This window comes from Gluconobacter sp. Dm-74, from assembly GCF_018256135.1.
Classification (GTDB): Bacteria; Pseudomonadota; Alphaproteobacteria; order Acetobacterales; family Acetobacteraceae; genus Gluconobacter; species Gluconobacter cadivus.
The window spans coordinates 246,174-266,187 of the sequence record NZ_JAERLX010000003.1 but is presented as its reverse complement, the minus strand read 5'-3'; the positions used below and the strand labels follow the sequence as shown (position 1 = coordinate 266,187).

At 61.4% G+C, this 20,014-nt stretch carries 18 protein-coding genes and 1 tRNA gene; 11 read left to right on the top strand and 8 right to left on the bottom strand.

What is annotated here, in order from left to right:
* The first annotated feature begins 23 nt into the window (after nt 1–23).
* A complete protein-coding gene (gene dapB, locus JK208_RS06700; RefSeq protein WP_211575261.1) occupies nt 24–770 on the top strand; it encodes a 4-hydroxy-tetrahydrodipicolinate reductase in 747 nt (248 codons plus the stop codon).
* Between the two features lie 64 nt (nt 771–834).
* On the opposite strand, the gene JK208_RS06695 is transcribed toward dapB, so the two are convergent.
* Nucleotides 835–1,623, bottom strand: a complete 789-nt coding sequence (locus JK208_RS06695; protein ID WP_211575101.1) for an SDR family NAD(P)-dependent oxidoreductase — start codon at nt 1,621–1,623, stop codon at nt 835–837.
* A gap of 337 nt (nt 1,624–1,960) precedes the next feature.
* On the opposite strand from JK208_RS06695, the gene metK reads away from it, so the two are divergent.
* The 7 genes from metK to JK208_RS06660 all read left to right on the top strand — a co-directional run bounded on the left by metK (nt 1,961) and on the right by JK208_RS06660 (nt 8,289).
* Nucleotides 1,961–3,145 carry a methionine adenosyltransferase gene (gene metK / locus JK208_RS06690; protein ID WP_099285788.1) on the top strand — a complete coding sequence of 395 codons (1,185 nt, stop codon included), beginning with the start codon at nt 1,961–1,963 and terminating at the stop codon, nt 3,143–3,145.
* Between the two features lie 28 nt (nt 3,146–3,173).
* Nucleotides 3,174–3,869 carry a tRNA (guanosine(46)-N(7))-methyltransferase TrmB gene (locus tag JK208_RS06685; RefSeq protein ID WP_194261330.1) on the top strand — a complete coding sequence of 232 codons (696 nt, stop codon included), beginning with the start codon at nt 3,174–3,176 and terminating at the stop codon, nt 3,867–3,869.
* A gap of 38 nt (nt 3,870–3,907) precedes the next feature.
* Nucleotides 3,908–5,548, top strand: a complete 1,641-nt coding sequence (locus JK208_RS06680; protein ID WP_194261137.1) for an electron transfer flavoprotein-ubiquinone oxidoreductase — start codon at nt 3,908–3,910, stop codon at nt 5,546–5,548.
* Nucleotides 5,549–5,654: 106 nt separating this feature from the next.
* Nucleotides 5,655–6,404: an electron transfer flavoprotein subunit beta/FixA family protein gene (locus JK208_RS06675; RefSeq protein ID WP_211575260.1), complete on the top strand. Its 750-nt coding sequence runs from the start codon at nt 5,655–5,657 to the stop codon at nt 6,402–6,404.
* A complete protein-coding gene (locus tag JK208_RS06670) occupies nt 6,404–7,309 on the top strand; it encodes an FAD-binding protein (protein WP_211575100.1) in 906 nt (301 codons plus the stop codon). The genes JK208_RS06675 and JK208_RS06670 overlap by 1 nt, the downstream gene beginning before the upstream one ends.
* A 135-nt stretch (nt 7,310–7,444) precedes the next feature.
* Nucleotides 7,445–8,152, top strand: a complete 708-nt coding sequence (gene lepB, locus JK208_RS06665; protein ID WP_211575099.1) for a signal peptidase I — start codon at nt 7,445–7,447, stop codon at nt 8,150–8,152.
* 60 nt (nt 8,153–8,212) lie between these two features.
* Nucleotides 8,213–8,289 (top strand) — tRNA-Pro (locus tag JK208_RS06660).
* A 128-nt stretch (nt 8,290–8,417) separates the two neighbouring features.
* On the opposite strand, the gene JK208_RS06655 is transcribed toward JK208_RS06660, so the two are convergent.
* Together JK208_RS06655 and hemH are read right to left on the bottom strand one after the other, a co-directional pair.
* Complete coding sequence (locus JK208_RS06655) at nt 8,418–9,728, bottom strand: glycoside hydrolase family 68 protein (RefSeq protein ID WP_194267077.1); 1,311 nt, start codon at nt 9,726–9,728, stop codon at nt 8,418–8,420.
* Between the two features lie 351 nt (nt 9,729–10,079).
* Entirely contained in the window at nt 10,080–11,111 is a 1,032-nt protein-coding gene (gene hemH, locus JK208_RS06650; RefSeq protein WP_211575098.1) for a ferrochelatase, read from the bottom strand.
* 458 nt (nt 11,112–11,569) lie between these two features.
* Here hemH and JK208_RS06645 point away from each other — a divergent pair, with 458 nt between their 5' ends.
* A complete protein-coding gene (locus JK208_RS06645) occupies nt 11,570–11,992 on the top strand; it encodes a host attachment protein (protein ID WP_211575097.1) in 423 nt (140 codons plus the stop codon).
* A 26-nt stretch (nt 11,993–12,018) separates the two neighbouring features.
* Here JK208_RS06645 and JK208_RS06640 read toward each other — a convergent pair whose 3' ends face one another.
* The 5 genes from JK208_RS06640 to JK208_RS06620 form a co-directional block, all read right to left on the bottom strand.
* A complete protein-coding gene (locus JK208_RS06640; RefSeq protein WP_211575259.1) occupies nt 12,019–13,104 on the bottom strand; it encodes an anhydro-N-acetylmuramic acid kinase in 1,086 nt (361 codons plus the stop codon).
* 29 nt (nt 13,105–13,133) lie between these two features.
* The gene (locus JK208_RS06635; RefSeq protein WP_211575096.1) at nt 13,134–14,024 is read right to left on the bottom strand and encodes an N-acetylmuramic acid 6-phosphate etherase; all 891 of its coding nucleotides are present in this window, start codon (nt 14,022–14,024) and stop codon (nt 13,134–13,136) included.
* Nucleotides 14,021–15,082 carry an aspartate-semialdehyde dehydrogenase gene (locus JK208_RS06630; RefSeq protein ID WP_211575095.1) on the bottom strand — a complete coding sequence of 354 codons (1,062 nt, stop codon included), beginning with the start codon at nt 15,080–15,082 and terminating at the stop codon, nt 14,021–14,023. The genes JK208_RS06635 and JK208_RS06630 overlap by 4 nt, the downstream gene beginning before the upstream one ends.
* A gap of 23 nt (nt 15,083–15,105) precedes the next feature.
* Complete coding sequence (locus tag JK208_RS06625; protein ID WP_211575094.1) at nt 15,106–15,744, bottom strand: 2OG-Fe(II) oxygenase; 639 nt, start codon at nt 15,742–15,744, stop codon at nt 15,106–15,108.
* 80 nt (nt 15,745–15,824) lie between these two features.
* Nucleotides 15,825–16,148 carry a hypothetical protein gene (locus JK208_RS06620; RefSeq protein ID WP_194267084.1) on the bottom strand — a complete coding sequence of 108 codons (324 nt, stop codon included), beginning with the start codon at nt 16,146–16,148 and terminating at the stop codon, nt 15,825–15,827.
* 175 nt (nt 16,149–16,323) lie between these two features.
* Between JK208_RS06620 and JK208_RS06615 the strand changes: the two genes are divergently transcribed.
* Nucleotides 16,324–17,286: an alpha/beta hydrolase gene (locus JK208_RS06615; RefSeq protein ID WP_211575093.1), complete on the top strand. Its 963-nt coding sequence runs from the start codon at nt 16,324–16,326 to the stop codon at nt 17,284–17,286.
* Between the two features lie 73 nt (nt 17,287–17,359).
* Nucleotides 17,360–20,014 carry a 2-oxoglutarate dehydrogenase E1 component gene (locus JK208_RS06610; protein ID WP_211575092.1) on the top strand — a complete coding sequence of 885 codons (2,655 nt, stop codon included), beginning with the start codon at nt 17,360–17,362 and terminating at the stop codon, nt 20,012–20,014.

The window sequence follows — 20,014 nt, the reverse complement described above, 5'->3', positions numbered from 1 at the left end:
TTTTCGTACGCAAGGCCCCGATCATGACCCTGATTTCCGCCCCCCGTATTGGTATTGCCGGCATCACGGGCCGACTTGGCACCCTCTGCGCCGAGGAAGCCGGAAGCGCCCTTGCAGGCGGCCTCTCACGCACAGCAGATGCCTCACGCAACATCACGACCGACCCTGCTACGCTCGCGAAGAACTGCGATGTGGTGATTGATGTCAGCCACGCCATCACTGTCCCTGCCCATGCGGCCGCTTTCGCGCAGGCCGGATGTGCGTGGGTTCTGGGGACGACGGGGCTCGACCAAGGCGCGCAAGACGCCGTGAACGCGGCAGCGCAGCATATTCCTGTGCTTCAGGCCGCCAATTTCTCTCCGGCGCTGACGCTGTTTCTGGAACTGGCCCGGCAGCTTGGCGCGGGCCTGCCGGATTATGATGCGGAAATTCTGGAGGTCCATCACCGCCAGAAGCTGGACGCCCCCTCGGGAACGGCGCTGGCGATCGGTAAGGCCGTGGCGGAAGGACGCGGAGTCGCATTCGAGGAGGTGGCCCGAACCGATCAGAACGGTCTGCGCCCGGACGGGGCGATCGGATTCGCCTCCCTGCGCGGCGGGCAGATCGTAGGCGAGCACGACCTCGTCCTGATGGCAGCGGACGAACAGATCACCCTGTCTCATCGCGCGCTGGACCGGAGGGTCTTCGCCAGAGGCGCCCTGCTCGCCGCAAAATGGCTCGCCGGACGCCCCGCAGGCCTCTACACAATGGCAGACGCCTTAAAACCCTAACCCCGAATCAGGGTGCAGGGATCAAGATCCCTGCCGGGCCCGGGCAGAGCCCGGACACCCCCGATCAACCACCAGCGATCGGCAGATTCACCCCCGTCATAAAGCTGGAATCGTCCCCCAGCAGAAACGCCACCACACCGGGGATTTCGTTGATATCGCCATAGCGGCGCATCGGCACGCTGCCGATCATCTGCTCGGACACCACCTTGGGGTCGGTGGAGAAATACTGGCTTCCAACCTTGGCCTGAAGCTCGACCTGACGCTCCCACATGAAGCCGGGGCCCATATAACCAGGGCTGATGGCATTCACGCGGATGTTGTAGGGCGCAAGATCCAGCGCCGCCGTTTCGGTCAGGGCGATGATGGCCCCCTTGGACGCACCATAGGCGGCCATGTTCGGCGGCCCCTTCACGCCCGCCATGCTGGCGGTGTTCACCACACGACCGTAATTCTGCGCGATCATATGCCGCACGACGGCCTTGAGGACGTGAAATGCACCTGTGACGTTGATCGTCAGCACACGCGCGAAATCTTCGGACGGGTAATCCTGCACCGGGGCGAAAGCGCCCTGATATCCGGCATTGTTGAACAGGAAGTCGATCTTCCCGAAATCCCGCACCACGGCCTCCACGGTCTCGGTCACAGCCTCTTCGGACGTCACGTTACAAACATAAGACCGAGCTTCGACGCCCTTTTCCCGCACGGCGGCTTCGGCTTTCTCAAGAGCCTCCCGGTTCATGTCCAGCAGGGCAATGGCCGTCCCTTCCCCGGCCAGACGGAGGGCGGTCGCAAGACCGATATTGCCACCCGCACCGGTGACGAGACAGACTTTACCGCTGAAGTGATTCGACATTTCAAATGCCTCAAATTCTCTGTTTTTCCCGGACTCGACCGTGGGCGGCGCCTTTGACGGGCCATGACGGTCACGGGAACACAAACGCAGCATGACCGGTGTCGTTGAAAAATGAAACGGGGGCCAACGCTCTCTTTTTCGTAATATCCGTCTGGTTTTTTTTGTAATTTCAGAGTGGCTTTCCGGACTTTTCCGCAGAAAACCGCGTTCAGACCTCACACGGCCCCTTGACCCTTGCGCCCAATTCCGCCAAGCCGTCCCCTCCCTGAATGCCACAGACCGCCTGCCAAGGCACACTGTGGCCCTTCTCACCACTCATTCCCTGCGAGGTCCCTGAGTGCGCAATCACGGCGATTTCCTTTTCACATCCGAGTCCGTTTCCGAAGGCCATCCCGACAAGGTGGCGGACCGCATTTCCGATACCGTTCTGGACGCCTATCTGCAGGCCGATCCGGAAGCGCGTGTTGCCTGTGAGACGCTGGTCACCACCAACCGCGTCGTCCTGGCCGGTGAAGTCCGCGGCCCCAAAGAGGTCGAGGACACGCTGATCGACCGCGCCCGTGAAGCGATCAAGGACATCGGCTACGACCAGGAAGGTTTCTCCTGGAAGAAAGCCGAAATCACCTCCTACCTGCACGCACAGTCCGCCGACATCGCTCAGGGCGTCGACAGTGCCGGTGACAAGGACGAAGGTGCTGGCGATCAGGGCATCATGTTCGGCTACGCCACGCGCGAAACCGAACACCTGATGCCTGCGCCGCTGTTCTATGCGCAGACGATCCTCGAGCGCATCCGCGACTACCGCAAGAGCGGCGACGCCCGTGGCGTTGGCCTTCTGCCGGATGCCAAGAGCCAGGTTACGTTGCGTTATGTCGACGGCAAGCCCGTTGGCGTCACGTCCGTCGTGATTTCCACGCAGCATGTCGAAGGCATGAGCCAGCACACGATCCGCGAGACGCTGCGCGACGTGGTCAACGGCATCCTGCCCGAAGGCTGGAACTGCCCGGAAGACGAGTTCTATGTGAACCCGACCGGCAACTTCGTCATCGGCGGACCGGACGGCGACGCAGGCCTCACGGGCCGCAAGATCATCGTCGACACCTATGGTGGCGCAGCCCCGCATGGTGGTGGCGCATTCTCCGGCAAGGACCCCACGAAGGTGGACCGTTCGGCAGCCTATGCCGCGCGTTACCTCGCCAAGAACGTCGTGGCCGCCGGCCTGGCCGACCGCTGCACGATCCAGCTCAGCTACGCCATCGGCGTGTCCAAGCCACTCTCGGTCTATGTTGACCTCGATGGTACGGGCAAGGACGTGGACGAAGCCCGTCTGGGTGCCATCCTCAACGACGTTGTGGACCTCTCCCCGCGCGGCATCCGCAAGCATCTGCGCCTGAACCGCCCGATCTATGTTCCGACTTCCGCTTATGGCCATTTCGGTCGTGCGCCGGATCCGGTTCTGGACAACTTCACCTGGGAACAGACGGATCTGGTCACCACGCTGCGTGGCGCCCTGAACCGCTAAGTCTCACCGGTAATCTGGCAGAAAAACCCTGGTCGAGTCTCTCAAACCCCAGCCGGAGCGGCTTTACGGCCGTCAACGCGGCCATCCGCTCCGGGCCCGGCAGCAGCATCTTCTTGAGAAGGCGCTGCCCCGGCTTTCCTTTACCTCACCGGAAAATCCCGCCGCGGGATTCTCCGATGCGGTCTCGCGCGTCTTTCTCGAAATCGGTTTTGGCGGTGGCGAACATGCCGTTGGCCAGTCCGAACTGAACCCGGATGTCGGCTATATCGCCTCCGAGGTCTTCGAGAACGGCCTATGCTCCCTGCTGTCGCGCCTCGTGCCCGAGGGCGAGGAAGACACGGCCACGCCGCCTCCCCATTTCCGCATCTGGGCCGAAGACGCCCGCCTGCTGCTCAAGGACATGCCCGACGCATGCCTCGACCGGGCCTATCTGATGTTCCCTGACCCGTGGCCCAAGGCCCGGCACGCCAAGCGCCGCTTCGTGCATCCGGAAAACATCAAGCAGATGCACCGCGTCCTGAAACCCGGCGCCATCTGGCGCGTCGCCAGTGACCATCCCGTCTATCAGGAATGGGTCACAGAAGTGATGGGCAAGCAGGACCTGTTTGATGCGCCGCCCCCGGCCAAGGAACGTCCGGAAGGCTGGTCGCCCACACGCTACGAGGCCAAAGCCTTCCGCGAAGGGCGCGTGCCGTTCTACTGGACTTTCACCCGCCGTCCCTGAAACCCTTATCCTAGTTATTCAGCGAGTTTCCTGACATCATGACCCAGATCGAACGCGAAGAAATGGAATTCGATGTCGTGGTGGTCGGTGGTGGTCCCGCCGGTCTGTCCGCCGCGATCCGCCTGAAACAGCTGATGCCGGATGCGGGCGTCTGCCTGATCGAAAAAGGCAGCGAGATCGGCGCCCATATCGTTTCGGGCGCCGTCATCGAGCCCCGCACGCTCGATGAACTTCTGCCGAACTGGCGCGATCTGGACGCCCCGCTGCGGACGCAGGTGACGGAAGAGCGGATGCTGTTCCTGACCGAAACGCGTTCCTTCGCAGTTCCGTATCTGGATCGCGTGATGCCGCAGATGGCCAATCATGGAAATTACGTCGTCTCGCTCGGCGAAGTCTGCCGCTGGCTCGGCGAGCAGGCTGAGGCTCTGGGCGTTGAGATCTATCCGGGCTTCTCGGGTGCGGAACTGTTCATCGAAAATGACCACGTCGCTGGCGTCATCACGGGCGACATGGGCATCGAGCGCAACGGCGAACACGGGCCGAACTTCACGCCCGGCATGATCCTGCGCGCGAAGCAGACCATCCTGACCGAAGGCGCGCGCGGCTCCCTCACCGGCCACGCCATGAAGCGTTTCGGCCTGCGCAAGGGCGTGGAGCCGCAAACCTATGGCCTCGGCATCAAGGAAGTCTGGGAAATACCGGCAGAAAAGCACCGGCCCGGCCTCGTACAACACAGCTTCGGCTGGCCGCTCGACGACAACACTTATGGCGGGGCGTGGCTCTATCATTTCGGGGAAAATCTGGTCAGCTTCGGCTTCGTGACCGGCCTCGATTACGCCAACACCTATCTGTCTCCCTTCGAGGAAATGCAGCGCACCAAGTTGCACCCGGCCTTCCGGGAGCATTTCGAAGGCGGCAAGCGCCTGATTTACGGCGCACGTGCCCTATCGGAAGGCGGATTCCAGTCCATTCCGCGCCTGACTTTCCCCGGCGGCGTTCTGGCTGGCGATTCGGCAGGCTTCCTGAACGTGCCCAAGATCAAGGGCACGCATACGGCCATGAAGTCCGGCATGATCGCGGCTGAGGCCGTGGCCGAGGCTCTGGAAAAGGACAAGAAGGAAGCCGCCAGCATGACGGCGCGCGTCCAGCAGTCCTGGCTGTGGTCCGAACTGCGCGACGTCCGCAACATCCGCCCGGCCTTTGCAAAATGGGGCATGAAGCTCGGCGCGCTCTATTCCGGGATCGATAGCATGATCCTGCGGGGCCGTGCGCCTTGGACGCTGCATCACCCGCACGCCGATAACGAGACGCTGCGTCCGGCCTCGGTATGCACGAAAATCGACTATCCCAAGCCGGACGGGAAGATCACCTTCGATCGCGTCAGCTCGGTCTTCCTGAGCAGCACGAATCACGAGGAGAATCAGCCGGTTCACCTCAAACTCCGCAACGAGACCGTCTGGCAGACCGTCAATCACGACGTGTTCGATTCGCCGGAGAGCCGCTACTGCCCCGCTGGCGTGTATGAACAGGAACAGACGGGCGAAAACGCCTGGCAGCTCCGGATCAATGCCCAGAACTGCGTGCATTGCAAAACCTGCGACATCAAGGACCCGACGCAGAACATCGATTGGTGCACGCCCGAAGGCGGCGGCGGTCCGAATTATCCGGTCGGGATGTAATTTTCTTCCCGCAAAAGGGCACGGCCAGAGCGGAATGTGACTTTTCCGGTCAGTCCCGCTACGGTGGCGCCCGTTTTTGTGGCGGCGACAGCAGCGAAAGATGACGATGAAAGTTCTGGTCCCAGTCAAACGGGTGGTCGATTACAACGTCAAGGTACGTGTAGCGGCTGATGGCAGCGGTGTCGAAACGCAGGGCGTGAAAATGTCCATGAATCCGTTCGACGAAATCGCAGTCGAAGAAGCAGTGCGCCTGCGTGAAAAAGGTGCGGCCAAGGAAGTCATGGTCGTGACCGTCGGCGCACAGGCCGCGCAGGACGTGCTGCGTACGGCCATGGCAATGGGTGCAGACCGCGCCATCCTCGTCCGCACGGACGACACGCTTGAGCCACGCGCCGTGGCCAACGTGCTCAAGGCGATTGCCACGCGCGAAGAAGCCGGCCTGATCTGCATGGGCAAGCAGGCGATCGACGACGACATGAATGCTACGGGCCAGATCCTGGCCGCGAAGCTTGGCTGGCCGCAGGGCACATTCGCCAGCGCGGTAACGATTGCCGATGGGCGTATCGAAGTTGCCCGCGAGATCGATGGCGGCACGGAAGTCGTGTCCCTCACGCTCCCGGCGGTGGTGACGGCGGATCTGCGCCTCAACGAGCCGCGCTATGCGTCCCTGCCGAACATTATGAAGGCCCGCAAGAAGCCGCTTGAGACGGTCGAAATCGACAGCCTCGGCGTTGATACGGCGTCACGCCTGACGGTGGTCTCTGTGGCCGAGCCCGCCGAGCGCAAGGAAGGCGTGAAAGTGAACAGCGCGGCCGAACTGGTCGAGAAGCTCAAGACAGAAGCGAAGGTGATCTGATGACCGCTCTTGTTCTGGTTGAAGTCGAAAACGGCGCGGTCCGTCAGGCTTCCCGTTCGGCTGTTGCCGCTGCCTCCCGCTTTGGTGCCGTCGATGCCATCGTATTCGGAGACGGCGCACAGGCCGCTGCCGCCCTGCCGGGTGTGACGCGCGTTCTCAGCGTGCCGGGTCTGGTCAACGATCTGGCCGAGCCCGCCGCCGACCTGCTGGCCGCCCGCGCGAAGGACTACAGCCACATCGTGGCCGCAGCCTCCGCCACTGGTAAGAACATCCTGCCGCGTCTGGCGGGCCTGCTGGACGTGCAGCCCATTCCCGATGTGGTCGAGATCAAGGACGCCGACACGTTCGTGCGCCCCATCTATGCCGGTAACGCGCTGGCAACGGTCCGTTCCGCCGACAGCATCAAGGTGCTGACGGTCCGCGGCTCCAATTTCGATCCGGTTGCTGCCGAAGGTGGGTCCGCCACGGTTGAGACAATCGAAGCTCCGGCCAGCGAGAAGTCTGTTTTCGTGAAGGTCGAGCTTTCTGCATCCGACCGTCCGGAACTGGAATCTGCCCGCGTGGTGATTTCCGGCGGCAAGGGTCTGAAGGACGCTGCGAACTTCAAGCTGCTCGAACCCATTGCCGACAAGCTGAACGCCGCCATCGGCGCGTCGCGTGCGGCCGTGGATTCCGGTTTTGCTCCGAACGAAATGCAGGTTGGCCAGACGGGCAAGATCGTGGCGCCGGAACTCTACATCGCCGTCGGCTTGTCCGGTGCGATCCAGCATTTGGCTGGCATGAAGGACAGCCGCGTCATCGTGGCCATCAACACCGATCCGGAAGCGCCGATTTTCAAGGTCGCCGATTACGGCATCGTGGGTGATCTGTTCGAAGTCCTCCCGACGCTCGAAAAAGCGCTGTAAGGCACCGTTTACCTGAAACGACAAAAAGGGGCGCCCCATGACGGGACGCCCCTTTTTTCATGACAGGATCTGACGCAGGTTTAACTGGCACTCCGGTCCCCATGAGGCACTCTGTCGGGCACGGAGACCCTCATCATGACCCTGCGCAAGTTCATCCGCGACATCCTGTCCTGCCTGCCCGTTCTTCTGGGCTTCCTGACCATTCACAGCGCCCTCGCCGCCGCTTACATCGTGCCTTCGGCCTCCATGGAGCCGACACTGCGGATCGGCGACCAGATCGGCGTTATTGTCCCGTCCTACGGTCTCAGCACGGCCAATCTACCGTTCGGCGATGCCTTAAAGCCTTCTTCCGAAACGGAAAGCCGCCTGTTCGGACATCTGCCCCATCGCGGCGACGTGGTCGTGTTCCGCGCACCCGCCAACCTGCATCAGACCTGGATCAAGCGCGTGATCGGCCTGCCGGGCGACACAGTGGCCCTGGTGCATGGTCGGGTCATCCTGAACGGAACGGTGCTTCCATGGAAAGACATGGGGCCAACACGCGAGGAAAGCCGAAAGAACGTCTGGCGTGCGGCAGAACGTTATGAAGAAACCCTGCCGGGAAACATCCACCACGACATTCTCAAAATGTCGCAGGACGGAGAGCTAGATAATGTCGCGCCCTTCACCATTCCCGCCAATCATCTGTTCGTTATGGGCGACAACCGTGACAACTCCGCCGACTCGCGCGTCAGCGTAGCGGATGGGGGCGTCGGGCTGCTTCCCGTCTGGAACCTTCAGGGGCAGGCCCGCGCCGTCCTGTGGTCATGGCGGGATATCGGCAGAACGGCGCTCGTTCTCTGATTTTTCACCCTAACCCTCTTGCAGGAAAGCATTAACCCCTGTAGGAGAAGCGCCGTCGGCCGGAGTGTAGCTCAGCCTGGTAGAGCACTGTGTTCGGGACGCAGGGGCCGGAGGTTCGAATCCTCTCACTCCGACCAGCCGATAATTTTTCCAGAAATCGCTAAAACAGTTTCAGGCCCGCAGGCCAGCGCATTTCTGCGTCTGAAATGCAGACCCTGAAAACGCAAAAAATGCCCTCCCCCTTTCGGGAGAGGGCACAACGGCTTCAGGAACGCTTGTCAAAGGCCGAAGAGGTCGGCCAGACGCCCTGGGCATAAACCTGCCCGTAAGCGTGAACTTCCGTCAGATAGGTCCGCTCACCTTCGAGGACGATCTTCACGGTCGGGGCCAGCGTACCACCGATGCGATAGGTCGTCGGGTCCTGCGGGTCAGCCGAACCGGGCTGCGGCAGGGTGTCGATGAAGGACTGCACGTAACCGGCAGGATCGACGAAGTGCGAGTAGGTCTCGTACGGCGCAGCAGACGGATTGCCGAGCACGAGGCCCGAACCGTTCAACGGGGCATACGGACCGAAAATGCCGTTTCGAGACACGAAACCATACACACCATCCGGACCCGTGCTGTTGCCAGTGAAGGTGGAGTGATGAGAGATCGTGAACAGATAGGTCAGACCATCCTGGAAGACGACATGGGGGCGCTCCGTCTGGTCATTGACGCCAAGCGCCGTAACGAGGGCCGGCAGCATTTCCCATTTGGAGAAATCGCCCCGCGTGGAGTCGGATGTCAGGCGGGCAATGCCGATGGCAGCAGCGCCATACTGCGCGCCAGCCGGAACGGTCGTGGCAGGCGGAACCGGACCCATCTCGTCGGAACCGATGGTGAAGTTTCCGCGCATGCCCGGAACATTGCCTTCAAACAGGGCATAGATCTGGTTGTCGTCAGGATTGCGGAAAATATGCGGATCGCGGAAATCCCAGTAGGCATCTTCGACGATGTTGGCGTAGTTCACACCGTCTGCCTGGAACATGTCCGTGCAGACATCGAAGCCCTCGAACCAGACGCCGGTGGCATCTGCCAGAATGCGGCCCGTCGTGTAGGACGGAACAGACTCGGACGGCGTATCGTTGACGGAAGTATAGAACAGATCGACCGTATTGGCGCTGTTCTCGCGCATGACGGCACAACCGGACCATTCCCAGCTGCGGGAGTTGGCACCTTCCTTGATGACGCGGCCACCGAACTTCCAGTCCGCGCCATTGCCGGTGCGGCTGTAGTAGTAGCCGATATAGGAATAGTTGTTGCGGCTGTGCCAGCCCTCGGTCGTATCGCCCGTGGCGGCACGATCGGCAACGAGGGCGAACATGACGTACCAGCCCTTGAAGGTGACGGTTTTGCCGTGAATATCGCGCAGCAGCCAGGTGTCCCACTGCCACACATCGGAATCGATGACGGGGAACGCATAGTCGATAACCGGCATGGTTGTGGTCGGATCATCGGTACGGATCTTCATCGCATCAGCGATCGTCCAGCGCGAACCCGACTGGACTGCGCTCTGCGTGCTGGAAACAGCGTTCATGAGTTTTCCTGTAGCTGAAAAGAGAAAAGCCAGACGCACGCCAGCATCCGAACCCTTATTTCAGGCCCGGATGCTAGAGAAACGTCCGAATAAAAAGATCAAGTCCTGTACTGAGCCGTAATTTTCACGCAGAAAAACATGTCTTGTTTCTGAAATGCGCAACAAAAAAGGCCGCTTCTTGTGGAAGCAGCCTTTCTAAAATTTTTTGACCTGAAATTATTTTTTGAACCAGTAATCAATAACGTTTAATGGCTCAGTGCCACAGTTATAGGAAAAAGCTGCGCGCGATGCAAGCAAAAAAACCCACCCGTCATCGGGTGGGTTTTCAGAAGGTTCAGAAGTCCGCAAGCCTCAACGGCGCTGAAAACCCGCCACAGCAGAACGCGAGAGCTCTTCCAGAAGATCAATCGCGCCTTTCGAGTCGTTCAGGCAGGGCACGAGAGCAAACTCTTCACCCCCTGCTTCCATGAATTCTTCCCGAAGCTCGTTCCCGATTTCATCCAGCGTTTCAATGCAGTCCGTCATGAAGCCCGGCATGATGACCGCAATCTTCGTAATGCCCTGTGACGGAAGAGCTTTGACGAAGGGCGCCGTATAGGGCTGGATCCATTCAAGCGGTCCAAAGCGGGACTGGAACGTCAGAGGCATCTGCGCCTCACTCAGTCCAAGAGCCGTCCGCAGTCCGGCGATCGTCCGCTCACATTCGTCGCGGTACGTATCACCCTTTTCGATGCAGGTTTTGGGAAGGCCATGAAACGACGCAACAATCTGCTGCGGCTTGAAGGACAGTTCCGCCAGCGTGTCCTGAACTGACGTCTCAAGGGCACGGATGAAAGCAGGGTGATCCGGAAAGGACGGAACTGTCAGAACGGCTGGCTGCCGGCGTAGGCGCATAAGCGCACGGAAAAGCTGGTCATTGGCCGTGGCGGTCGTGGTTGCGGAATACTGCGGATAAAGCGCAATGCTGACGATCCGGTCACAGCCCTGGTCCATCAGGCTTTCCAGCGCTTTTGCAACGGAAGGGCGACCGTAACGCATCCCCCATTCCACCGGCACACCATCAGCCCTCAACCGCTCAGCAAGCCCTTCGGCCTGCCTGCGCGTATAAACACGCAACGGAGAAGCATTTTCGTCCCGATCCCAGATCCGCGCATAATTCGCACCGCTAGCGAAAGGACGTTTTGTGAGGATGATGCCCTGAAGAATGGGCTGCCAGATCAGAGGAGGACTCTCGATGACGCGACGGTCAGAGAGAAATTCGCTGAGATATCTTCTGACTGAGAAATAGCCTGTATCGTCAGGCGTCCCCAGATTGATCAGAAGAACACCCGTCCTGCCTTCTGGCGGAGGAGTGATGCGGGGGGTTTTATGTAAAAAAGCCATGGTGCCCTCTACTGTGGAACCGGGCACGCATTCAGGTAAAGAGGGAAAACGTCTGGAGATACGCGTCCCTTACGGGACGCTATCGTCGGTGCCTTACTTTCGCATAGGAAACATCCGGTTTCCGCACCCCTTGCAGGAGAGTATAGGCACACACCGCAACTGCGGCAGCCATCGGACCAACATACGGCAAAAGAGTATTCGTCAGAGCCATACTTGCCTCCTTTGAGCCTTTGGAAAAGATTTTCCGGTAAGCTCAATTCAGAGATTGAGCACATCTCTTCTGCATTTCAAGAAAAAAATCGAAATTCTTCAAAAAACATTCAAAAAAATGAAATAATCTCCTTTTTTCAATACCTTAAGCACATACGACTCTGCATCACCTTGGCAGCTTTACGCAACCATCCCACCTCAGAGGGGTTACAGACGCATCGTCCGATTTTGATTAAGGATTTCCAGACATGGCTACACAGGACCCCGTCATTTACGTTGTTGCGGATGGCGAAAAAGCCCGTTTCCTGCGCCTTGAAGGCTCACAACTCCGCACCGTCGAAACCTTCGACCTGCATAAAGGCTCCAGCGCGGAAAAGGACGTCGCGTCCATCAAAGCGCCGCATGAAAACCCGCGGGAGCAGCTCAAGGTGCATTTCACCCGCGATCTGGCCGCCCATATCAACAAGGCCGCACAGAGCAGCGATGTCGAAGGTATTCTGCTTGTTGCTCCTCCGCAGGCTTCACACGAGATCCGCGAACATCTCGACAAGCCGACCACCAAGAAGCTCTTCAAGACGCTGGTCAAGGATCTCGTCAATACGCCGGACCACGACCTGCTGAAGCATCTCGACCGCCCGGAAACAGGCTGGCCGGAACTCGCCTCCGTCTGATTGTCATCAGACCGTCGGAAGGGCCGTCAGACAGTCCTTCCTGCAAGACAGGGCTGCCTCACCCCGGTTGTCCCCGGCCAGGAGGACGGCAGCCCGCGCAGACAGCGCACGGCCAGAAGGCCGAAACATTGCGCTTCCAGAGCATCCCCGTCCCATCCCAGATTGTCCACGGATGCCACAGGCCCTAGCCGCCGGTTCAGTCCATCCATCAGGACCGGATTGTGACGCCCGCCTCCCGCCACAAACCACAGTTCCGGCCTCACCGGAAACGCCGTTCGGGCCACGGATTCAACCGTAAAAGCCGCCAGAGTCGCTGCACCATCTTCCGCAGACAAATCCCGCACAAGCGCCATGGCTTCAGGATGGAAACTCAGCCTGTCGAGTGATTTGGGCATAGGACGCGCAAAATATGGCATCGCCAGAAGCGCTTCCAGAACATCCTGACAAACCGTTCCCGCGGCTGCCAGCGCGCCACCGAAATCACAGGGTTGGCCCGTATGCTGGAGCGCCCAGTCGTCCAGAAGCGCATTTCCCGGCCCGGTATCACAGGCCCACACGCCTCGCTCCCCGGCCGGATCCTGCGCTCCCAGAACCGTCACATTGGCGACGCCACCAATATTGAGAACCGCAACAGGACGACTTTCCTGCCCAAGCAGAGCGGCGTGAAACACAGGAACCAACGGCGCGCCTTCCCCGCCATTTTCCAGATCCCGCGCCCGAAAATCGTACACGACTGGAACGTTGCACCGCTCCTGAAGGAGCCGGGCATCCCCAATCTGCCAGCTTCGACCCAGTTCCGGCTGATGCAGGATCGTCTGACCATGAAACCCGATCACCGCAGGCTCCAGATCCGGTGCCTGCTCCCGCAACAGACGCACCGCCTCCACATGCTGCAAAGTCAGATCCCGGGCGATCGCCAGAACGTCGGGATCATCCTCCGCCAGACCCGCCGCACGATCCAGAAGCGACCGCGTTTTGGCCCGGAGTTCCGGGCTGTAGGGCAGTGTCAAAGAGGGCCCGATGCGCCCGATGCGCACGCCATCCGTTTCGATCAGAGCGGCATCCACCCCGTCCAGAGACGTCCCGCTCATCAGTCCAAGCGCCCAGACCATCCCGGTCGCGCCCGCGTTGGCCGCAGCGTTCAAAGCAGCCCGGCGAGCGCCAGATGCAGATTGCCCTGACACCGCTCCAGAAGCGGCTCGATCTCCGCCAGAGCCACGCCGTGCCGCAGCAGAACGGCCCGTTTCGTGTTTCCTTGCACGCGTTTCAGGGCGTCTCGTGCCTCTTCGGCTGTTCCTCCGGCCAGTTCCATGACCATACGTTCCGCGCGCACCTGAAGCTTGTCGTTGCTAATGCGCATATCCACCATGCGCCCACGATAGACATGCCCCAGACGCGTCATCAACGCGGTGGAAAACAGGTTCAGCGTCACTTTCTGCGCCGTTCCAGCGGCCATCCGTGTCGAACCCGCCAGAACCTCAGCTCCGGTCGGAATGCAGATCCCGAACTCCGCTTCCCGCAACAGACGCGACTCCGGATTGCCACTCACACCGATCGTCAGGGCTCCGACTTCCCGTCCGAGCTGGACAACCGCACAGGTGTAAGGCGTGTTGCCGCTGGCCGCGACACCGATCACCACGTCGTGTTCGGTCGGATGGTAATCCAGCAGATCAAGCCGTGCCTGATCCTCCCGGTCTTCCGCGCCTTCCGCCGCCTGTGTCGTCGCCCCGGCCCCACCGGCCAGCAGCAGAACCAGCTTTTCGGGCGCGACACCAAAAGTCGGCGTCAGTTCCACGCCATCCTGCAAACCGATACGACCGGACGTCCCGGCCCCCGCATAGACCAGCCGCCCCCCGGCCTGAAGCCGGGACACAGCCGCCTCAACGGCGCGTTCGATGGACGGCAATGCCTCACCAACCCGATCCAGCGCCGCCTTCTGCGACGTCAGAAGCCGGTCCAGAAGGGCATCAAGCGGCAGACGCTCGATATCCTCATTGATCGCAAGAACCGTCTCTGTGCGGGACGTTGTCATTCGTCTTCGTCCGGAATTTCATTACGACGGAAAAGCTGCCCGTCCTTCAAAAGCCCCTGCTCCACAATGCTTTCCGCAATCTGAACTGCATTGAGAGCCGCGCCCTTGCGCAGATTGTCGGACACACACCACAGCGCCAGACCGTTCTCGACCGACGGATCAATCCGCAGGCGGGACACATACGTCGCATCCTCGCCCACACATTCGATCGGCGTGACGTAACCACCATCCTCGCGCTCGTCCCGCAGAATCACGCCCGGCGCCTTGCGCAGTGCCTCACGCGCCTTCTTCAGATCGACCGGCTTTTCGCACTCGATGCTGATGGCTTCCGAATGCCCGATGAACACCGGAACGCGCACGCAGGTCGCCAGAACCTTGATGTCCGGGTCCATGATCTTGCGGGTTTCGACGGCCATCTTCCATTCTTCCTTGGTCGCACCGTCGTCCATGAAACGGTCGATATGGGGAATGACATTGAAGGCAATCTGCTTGGTGAACTGAGCGACCGTTGGCGGATCGTTGACGAAGGTGCCCTTGGTCTGGGCGAACAGCTCGTCCATCCCGTCCTTGCCCGCGCCTGAAACGGCCTGATAGGTCGAGACCACGATACGCTTGATGCGGAACAGGTCATGCAGCGGCTTGAGCGCCACAAGCATCTGCGCGGTAGAGCAGTTCGGGTTGGCGATGATGCCCCGGCTCGCCTTGCCAATGGCGGCGGCGTTCACTTCCGGCACGATCAACGGGATCCCCGGCTCCATACGGAAATGGGACGTGTTGTCGATCACGACGCATCCGGCAGCCGCAGCCTTGGGCGCATAAACAGCCGAAACCGAACCGCCCGGCGAGAACAGCGCAATATCCCAGCCCTTGAAATCGAACGTCTCAAGGTTCTGAACCTTCAGGACCGTCTTGTCCCCGAAGGAAATCTCGCGCCCTGCCGAACGCGGCGAGGCCAGCGCCACAACCTCATCGACCGGAAATTCCCGCTCCGCCAGAATTCGCAGCAGTTCACGCCCCACCGCACCCGTGGCGCCAACAACCGCAACCCGATAACCCATGATCTTTTCCCGTTCCCTGAAAATCAGCCCGAAAAGGGCAGACGCTTTAAAAGCGCCGACAGACGGTGCCGCCGCAGTTCGTAGCGGGCCTTGCGCCCCGTCGCCATATAGTTGAGCTGGATCGCATAGCGCGTTCCGACAAACTGCCGATGTCCGTGCCAGGTGGCCGGACCGTTCGGAAACACCAGAAGCGTCCCTTCCGCGGGTGTCACCTCAACATCGAAATCCTCGACATCATCCGGCCCGTTCAGCAACCGCAAACAGCCATCGCGCGAGGCCCAGTCCTCGCCGCGCGGATTGAGATACAGCAGGATCGTGACCAGCTTGGCCTCGGAATCCCGATGGATCCGCCCGTCCTTTTCCCGCGTGCGCCCGCGCACCGTCAGCATGGTCGGCGCATCCGCCAGATCCAGCCCGAATTTCTCCCCCACCAGCGCCTTGAGCTTCGGCCCCTGCAATTCCGCAATCATGCCCGCAACACGCGGCGTCAGCTTCAGGGCTTCCGGCGGAAAGGAACCACCGGATTTCATTTCCGGCAGATCGGAGACAACCGCCTTCAGGTCATCGTTGCCGATGAAATGCGGCACTACCAGATGCGGAAACGGTTTTTCCGCAACGGGTGCGCTCTCGAACGCATCATAATCAAGAGAAATCCTGCTCATGGCGCGGAAGGCTAGACGCGGCCCACGTCGGCGACAAGGCCTATTCCACACATGTGAGACCTGCCTTTTACGAAAGAATATTACCCCCGCAGCGGCTTATGCGCCCTTACCATCCGGCTCGTCGCCAGATAGCGGACATATCCTGCCCCCAGACGGTTCGCCCCGCCCGTGCAGACATGTGGCCCCGGCAGGGACGAAATCCTCCCGTCCCACACGGTATGAAGCAGACGCGGATCCGTTCGGCATTCCAACGTCCGGTGATCCACTCCCGACTGCCCCACATCATCCGCCAGAACAGAGTGCGCGGAAAGATCATTCCGACGCGGCTCCTGTGCTCCCGCCGACAGATCCGTCAGCGCCAGACCACTTCCCGTCAGAACTGCAAGCAACAGCAGAGCACGCATCAGCGAAACTCCCATCCAACAAGGCCGGCTCAGGACCGGTCGGTTAACAAGACGACTCTCGGGCCTTAAAAGTTGCGGCAACTTTGTGGCAAGGCGAACAGATTTTTGCCTTCAAGCCGTCCGACCACTGGGCGTACAGATGGTTTTCCTGCCTCCCCAGTGCAAGGTGACGCCCATGAACACCCGGACCCTCGTCCTCCCCGAACTTCTTCCGCTCCTTGAAGAGATCCCGACCGTCGATCTCTCGCCGGACTCCCTGCCCGCCTTCCGCGGCGGACTGGAACAGGCCGCCGGACAGTCCTTTCTCCAAGCCGAAGACTATCCCGTCATCCTTGAGCGCCTGACCATCCCCGCCACGGACACCGCGCCCGCCCTCCGCCTCCTGAGCGTTCGCCCTCGCAAGGATGCCGCGGCTCCGCGCCCGGTCCTTCTGCACCTGCATGGCGGCGGCTATTTCGCAGGCCAGCCCGAACTCACCGCCACCCAGCTCTGCCAGTTCGCACAGGATCTGGACTGCGTGGTCATTTCCCCGGACTACCGCCTGACCCCGGAGCATCCCTTTCCGGCAGCGATCGAGGATGCCTACACGACGCTCTGCTGGATCACGCGCAACGCCGACACACTCGGAATCGACGCCTCCCGCATCGGCCTGACCGGTGAAAGCGCGGGCGGCGGGCTCGCAGCCGGACTGGCCCTCCTCACCCGGGACCGCGAGGGACCGACGCTCCTGTTCCAGAACCTCGTCTATCCCGTTCTCGACGACCGCACGACGACGGGTCAGCCCGACGCCTCCCCAGTTGGGGGCGAGTTCATATGGACCCGCGCCAGCAACACCTTCATGTGGACTTCCCTCCTCAATCCCGTAGCGCCCGGCTCGGCTGACGTCTCACCCTACGCCGCGGCCGCCCGCGCCACCGACCTGTCCGATCTGCCCCCGACCTATCTGTCCGTCGGCGCGCTGGACCTGTTTCTGGACGAAGACCTCGCCTACGCGCAGCGCCTGATCCATCAGGGCGTTTCGGTAGAACTGGAAATCGTGCCCGGCGCCTGCCATATCTTCGACCAGACAGACACCCCGGTCGCCACCCGCTCCATCGCACGCCGTATCGACGCCATGAAACGCGGATTCGGTCTCTGAAGAGTGCGCGGCCAAAAGACAGGCCCCGGTTCCCATCATGTCACAGGGGCCGGGGAGACAGGAGAACAAGTTCATGGGCGACCATCGCGATGACCGGGACGCCATCAACGGCGAAAACACCGTCTATCTGGCGGAGCTGCACGCACGCTGGCAGCATGACCCGGCCTCCGTAGACACGGCCTTCGCCTCCCTGTTCGAAACCCTTGGCTCTGACCGCCTGCCCGCGGAAACAACAGAGCAGACCGACGCCAGCGCCGAAAGCCTGAAATTCGCCTATCGCCTGCGCGGACATGCCATCGCAAAGCTGGACCCGCTGGGCCTAGCCCACGTCCCGGACATCCCCGAACTGAACCCGCCCGGTGCCGACCGGGACCTGATCGCCCGTCTGCGACGTGCCTATTGCGGCACCACAGCCGCCGAGTTCATGCATATTCAGGACCCCGCCCAGCGCCAGTGGTGGATCGAGCGTCTTGAAAACCCTGTTCCCAGCCCCTCGCTGGACCAGAAGCGCCTCCTCCTCGCCCTCACCCGCGCCGAAGCCTTCGAGCAGTTCTGCCAGAAGCGCTTCCTGGGCATGCGCCGTTTCGGCCTTGAAGGTGGCGAGAGCGTCATCGTCGCCCTGCGCACCCTGATCGACGCTGCCGCACAGGACGACGTGCGCTCTGTCTCGCTCGGCATGCCCCATCGCGGCCGTCTGAACGTGATGGCCAACATCCTGCGCAAGCCGTTTGCCGCCATTTTCAGTGAATTCGCAGGCGCCTCCTTCAAGCCCGACACCATTCAGGGCTCAGGCGATGTGAAATACCATCTCGGCACTGCCACGACGCTCGAACATGCAGGCCATACCGTCCGTATTTCGCTCCTGCCCAACCCGTCGCATCTGGAAGCGGTGGACCCCGTCGTGCTCGGCCGTGTCCGCGCCGACCAGGACCGCGAAAAGGACTACGACCGCCAGCATCATCTCGGCATTCTCGTCCACGGCGACGCCGCCTTTGCCGGTCAGGGCGTCGTGTACGAAACCCTCAGTCTGTCCAAGCTGGAAGGCTACCGGACGGGCGGCACGGTTCACGTCATCATCAACAACCAGATCGGCTTCACTACCGTCCAGTCCGACGCCCATTCCGGCATCCACAATACCGACATCGCCAAATCCGTTCAGGCCCCGATTCTGCACGTCAATGGCGATGACCCCGAAGCCGTCTCCCGCTGCGCTTTTCTGGCGCATGAATGGCGCCGCACCTTCCAGTCCGACATCGTGCTGGACGTGGTCTGCTATCGTCGTCACGGCCATAACGAAGCCGACGAACCCGCCTTCACGCAGCCCGCGATGGTCCACGCCATCCAGTCCCGCGCCACGACACGCAGCCTCTACGCCCAGCACCTGACCCGCACGGGCGTCATGACCGCGGCCGAAGTCGAGGAGATGTGGAACCACTTCCAGAACCGTCTGGAAGAACAGTTCGAAACCTCTAGAACCTATCGACCCAACAGCACGGACTGGCTCGACGGCCCCGAAGATCCGACACGCCTGCAGGATGAGCAGGACCGCATCCAGCCCATGACCGGCGTGCCGCTCCGACGCTTGCGGGATGTCGGAGAGGCCATCGGCACGATCCCCGAGGGTCTGGCCGTCCACCCCCGTCTGGCCCGCCAGATCACCGCACGCGGCAAGGCGGTAGCCGATGGCGGTCCACTCGACTGGGCCACGGCGGAAGCCCTCGCTTTCGGCACCCTGTCCATGGACGGCCACCCTGTCCGCCTGTCCGGTCAGGACAGCCGTCGCGGCACGTTCAGCCAGCGTCACGCCGTGCTGTTCGATCAGGACACAGGCCGCGAAGACACGCCCCTGACCCATATCGCGCCCCATCAGGCCCCGCTGAACATCTGGAATTCGCCGCTCTCGGAATATGCTGTTCTCGGCTTCGAATACGGCTATTCCCTCGGTGATCCGGAAGCTCTGGTTCTGTGGGAAGCGCAGTTCGGCGATTTCGCCAACGGCGCGCAGATCATCCTCGACCAGTTCATTGCCTCAGGCGAAACCAAGTGGCTGCGGACCTCCGGCCTGACCCTGCTTCTGCCGCATGGCTATGAAGGCGGCGGCCCGGAACATTCTTCCGCCCGCCCCGAGCGCATTCTTCAGCTCTGCGCCGAAAACAACATGCGCGTGTGCAACATCACCACACCCGCCAACTACTTCCACGCCCTGCGCCGCCAGATCGCGCGACGCTGCCGCAAGCCGCTGGTCGTTTTCACGCCCAAATCCCTGCTCCGCAACAAGGACGCGGTGTCCATGCTGGACGAAATGGGACCGCACACCCGTTTCCAGCCCGTCATCGCGGACCCGGCCAAGGAAGAAGGCGCACGCCGCGTCATTCTGTGTACTGGCAAGGTCTATTACGAACTGGTTGCCGAACGCGCGCGCCAGAGCCGCAACGACGTCGCCATCATCCGCATGGAACAGCTCTATCCCTTCCCACACCATGCACTCATGGAACAGCTCGCCCGCCACCCGGACGCAGAACAGGTCGTGTGGTGTCAGGAAGAACCCCTCAATAACGGGGCCTGGATTTTCGTAGACCGTCGCATCGAACGCGCCCTGCGCGCCTGCGAGCATCGGGTACAGCGCCCGGATTATGCAGGCCGCGACAGTGCCGCCTCTCCCGCAACCGGACTACCGGGCGTTCACGCCGCCCAGCAGGAAAAACTGGTTCAGGACGCCCTGTCCTGA

Excerpts from the sequence above, each read along its gene's own strand:
- dapB (WP_211575261.1), top strand. The coding sequence starts at position 24 with ATGACCCTGATTTCCGCCCCCCGTATTGGTATTGCCGGCATCACGGGC.
- JK208_RS06695 (WP_211575101.1), bottom strand. The coding sequence starts at position 1,623 with ATGTCGAATCACTTCAGCGGTAAAGTCTGTCTCGTCACCGGTGCGGGT.
- JK208_RS06680 (WP_194261137.1), top strand. The coding sequence starts at position 3,908 with ATGACCCAGATCGAACGCGAAGAAATGGAATTCGATGTCGTGGTGGTC.
- JK208_RS06675 (WP_211575260.1), top strand. The coding sequence starts at position 5,655 with ATGAAAGTTCTGGTCCCAGTCAAACGGGTGGTCGATTACAACGTCAAG.
- JK208_RS06670 (WP_211575100.1), top strand. The coding sequence starts at position 6,404 with ATGACCGCTCTTGTTCTGGTTGAAGTCGAAAACGGCGCGGTCCGTCAG.
- lepB (WP_211575099.1), top strand. The coding sequence starts at position 7,445 with ATGACCCTGCGCAAGTTCATCCGCGACATCCTGTCCTGCCTGCCCGTT.
- JK208_RS06655 (WP_194267077.1), bottom strand. The coding sequence starts at position 9,728 with ATGAACGCTGTTTCCAGCACGCAGAGCGCAGTCCAGTCGGGTTCGCGC.
- hemH (WP_211575098.1), bottom strand. The coding sequence starts at position 11,111 with ATGGCTTTTTTACATAAAACCCCCCGCATCACTCCTCCGCCAGAAGGC.
- JK208_RS06645 (WP_211575097.1), top strand. The coding sequence starts at position 11,570 with ATGGCTACACAGGACCCCGTCATTTACGTTGTTGCGGATGGCGAAAAA.
- JK208_RS06640 (WP_211575259.1), bottom strand. The coding sequence starts at position 13,104 with ATGGTCTGGGCGCTTGGACTGATGAGCGGGACGTCTCTGGACGGGGTG.
- JK208_RS06635 (WP_211575096.1), bottom strand. The coding sequence starts at position 14,024 with ATGACAACGTCCCGCACAGAGACGGTTCTTGCGATCAATGAGGATATC.
- JK208_RS06630 (WP_211575095.1), bottom strand. The coding sequence starts at position 15,082 with ATGGGTTATCGGGTTGCGGTTGTTGGCGCCACGGGTGCGGTGGGGCGT.
- JK208_RS06625 (WP_211575094.1), bottom strand. The coding sequence starts at position 15,744 with ATGAGCAGGATTTCTCTTGATTATGATGCGTTCGAGAGCGCACCCGTT.
- JK208_RS06620 (WP_194267084.1), bottom strand. The coding sequence starts at position 16,148 with ATGCGTGCTCTGCTGTTGCTTGCAGTTCTGACGGGAAGTGGTCTGGCG.
- JK208_RS06615 (WP_211575093.1), top strand. The coding sequence starts at position 16,324 with ATGAACACCCGGACCCTCGTCCTCCCCGAACTTCTTCCGCTCCTTGAA.
- JK208_RS06610 (WP_211575092.1), top strand. The coding sequence starts at position 17,360 with ATGGGCGACCATCGCGATGACCGGGACGCCATCAACGGCGAAAACACC.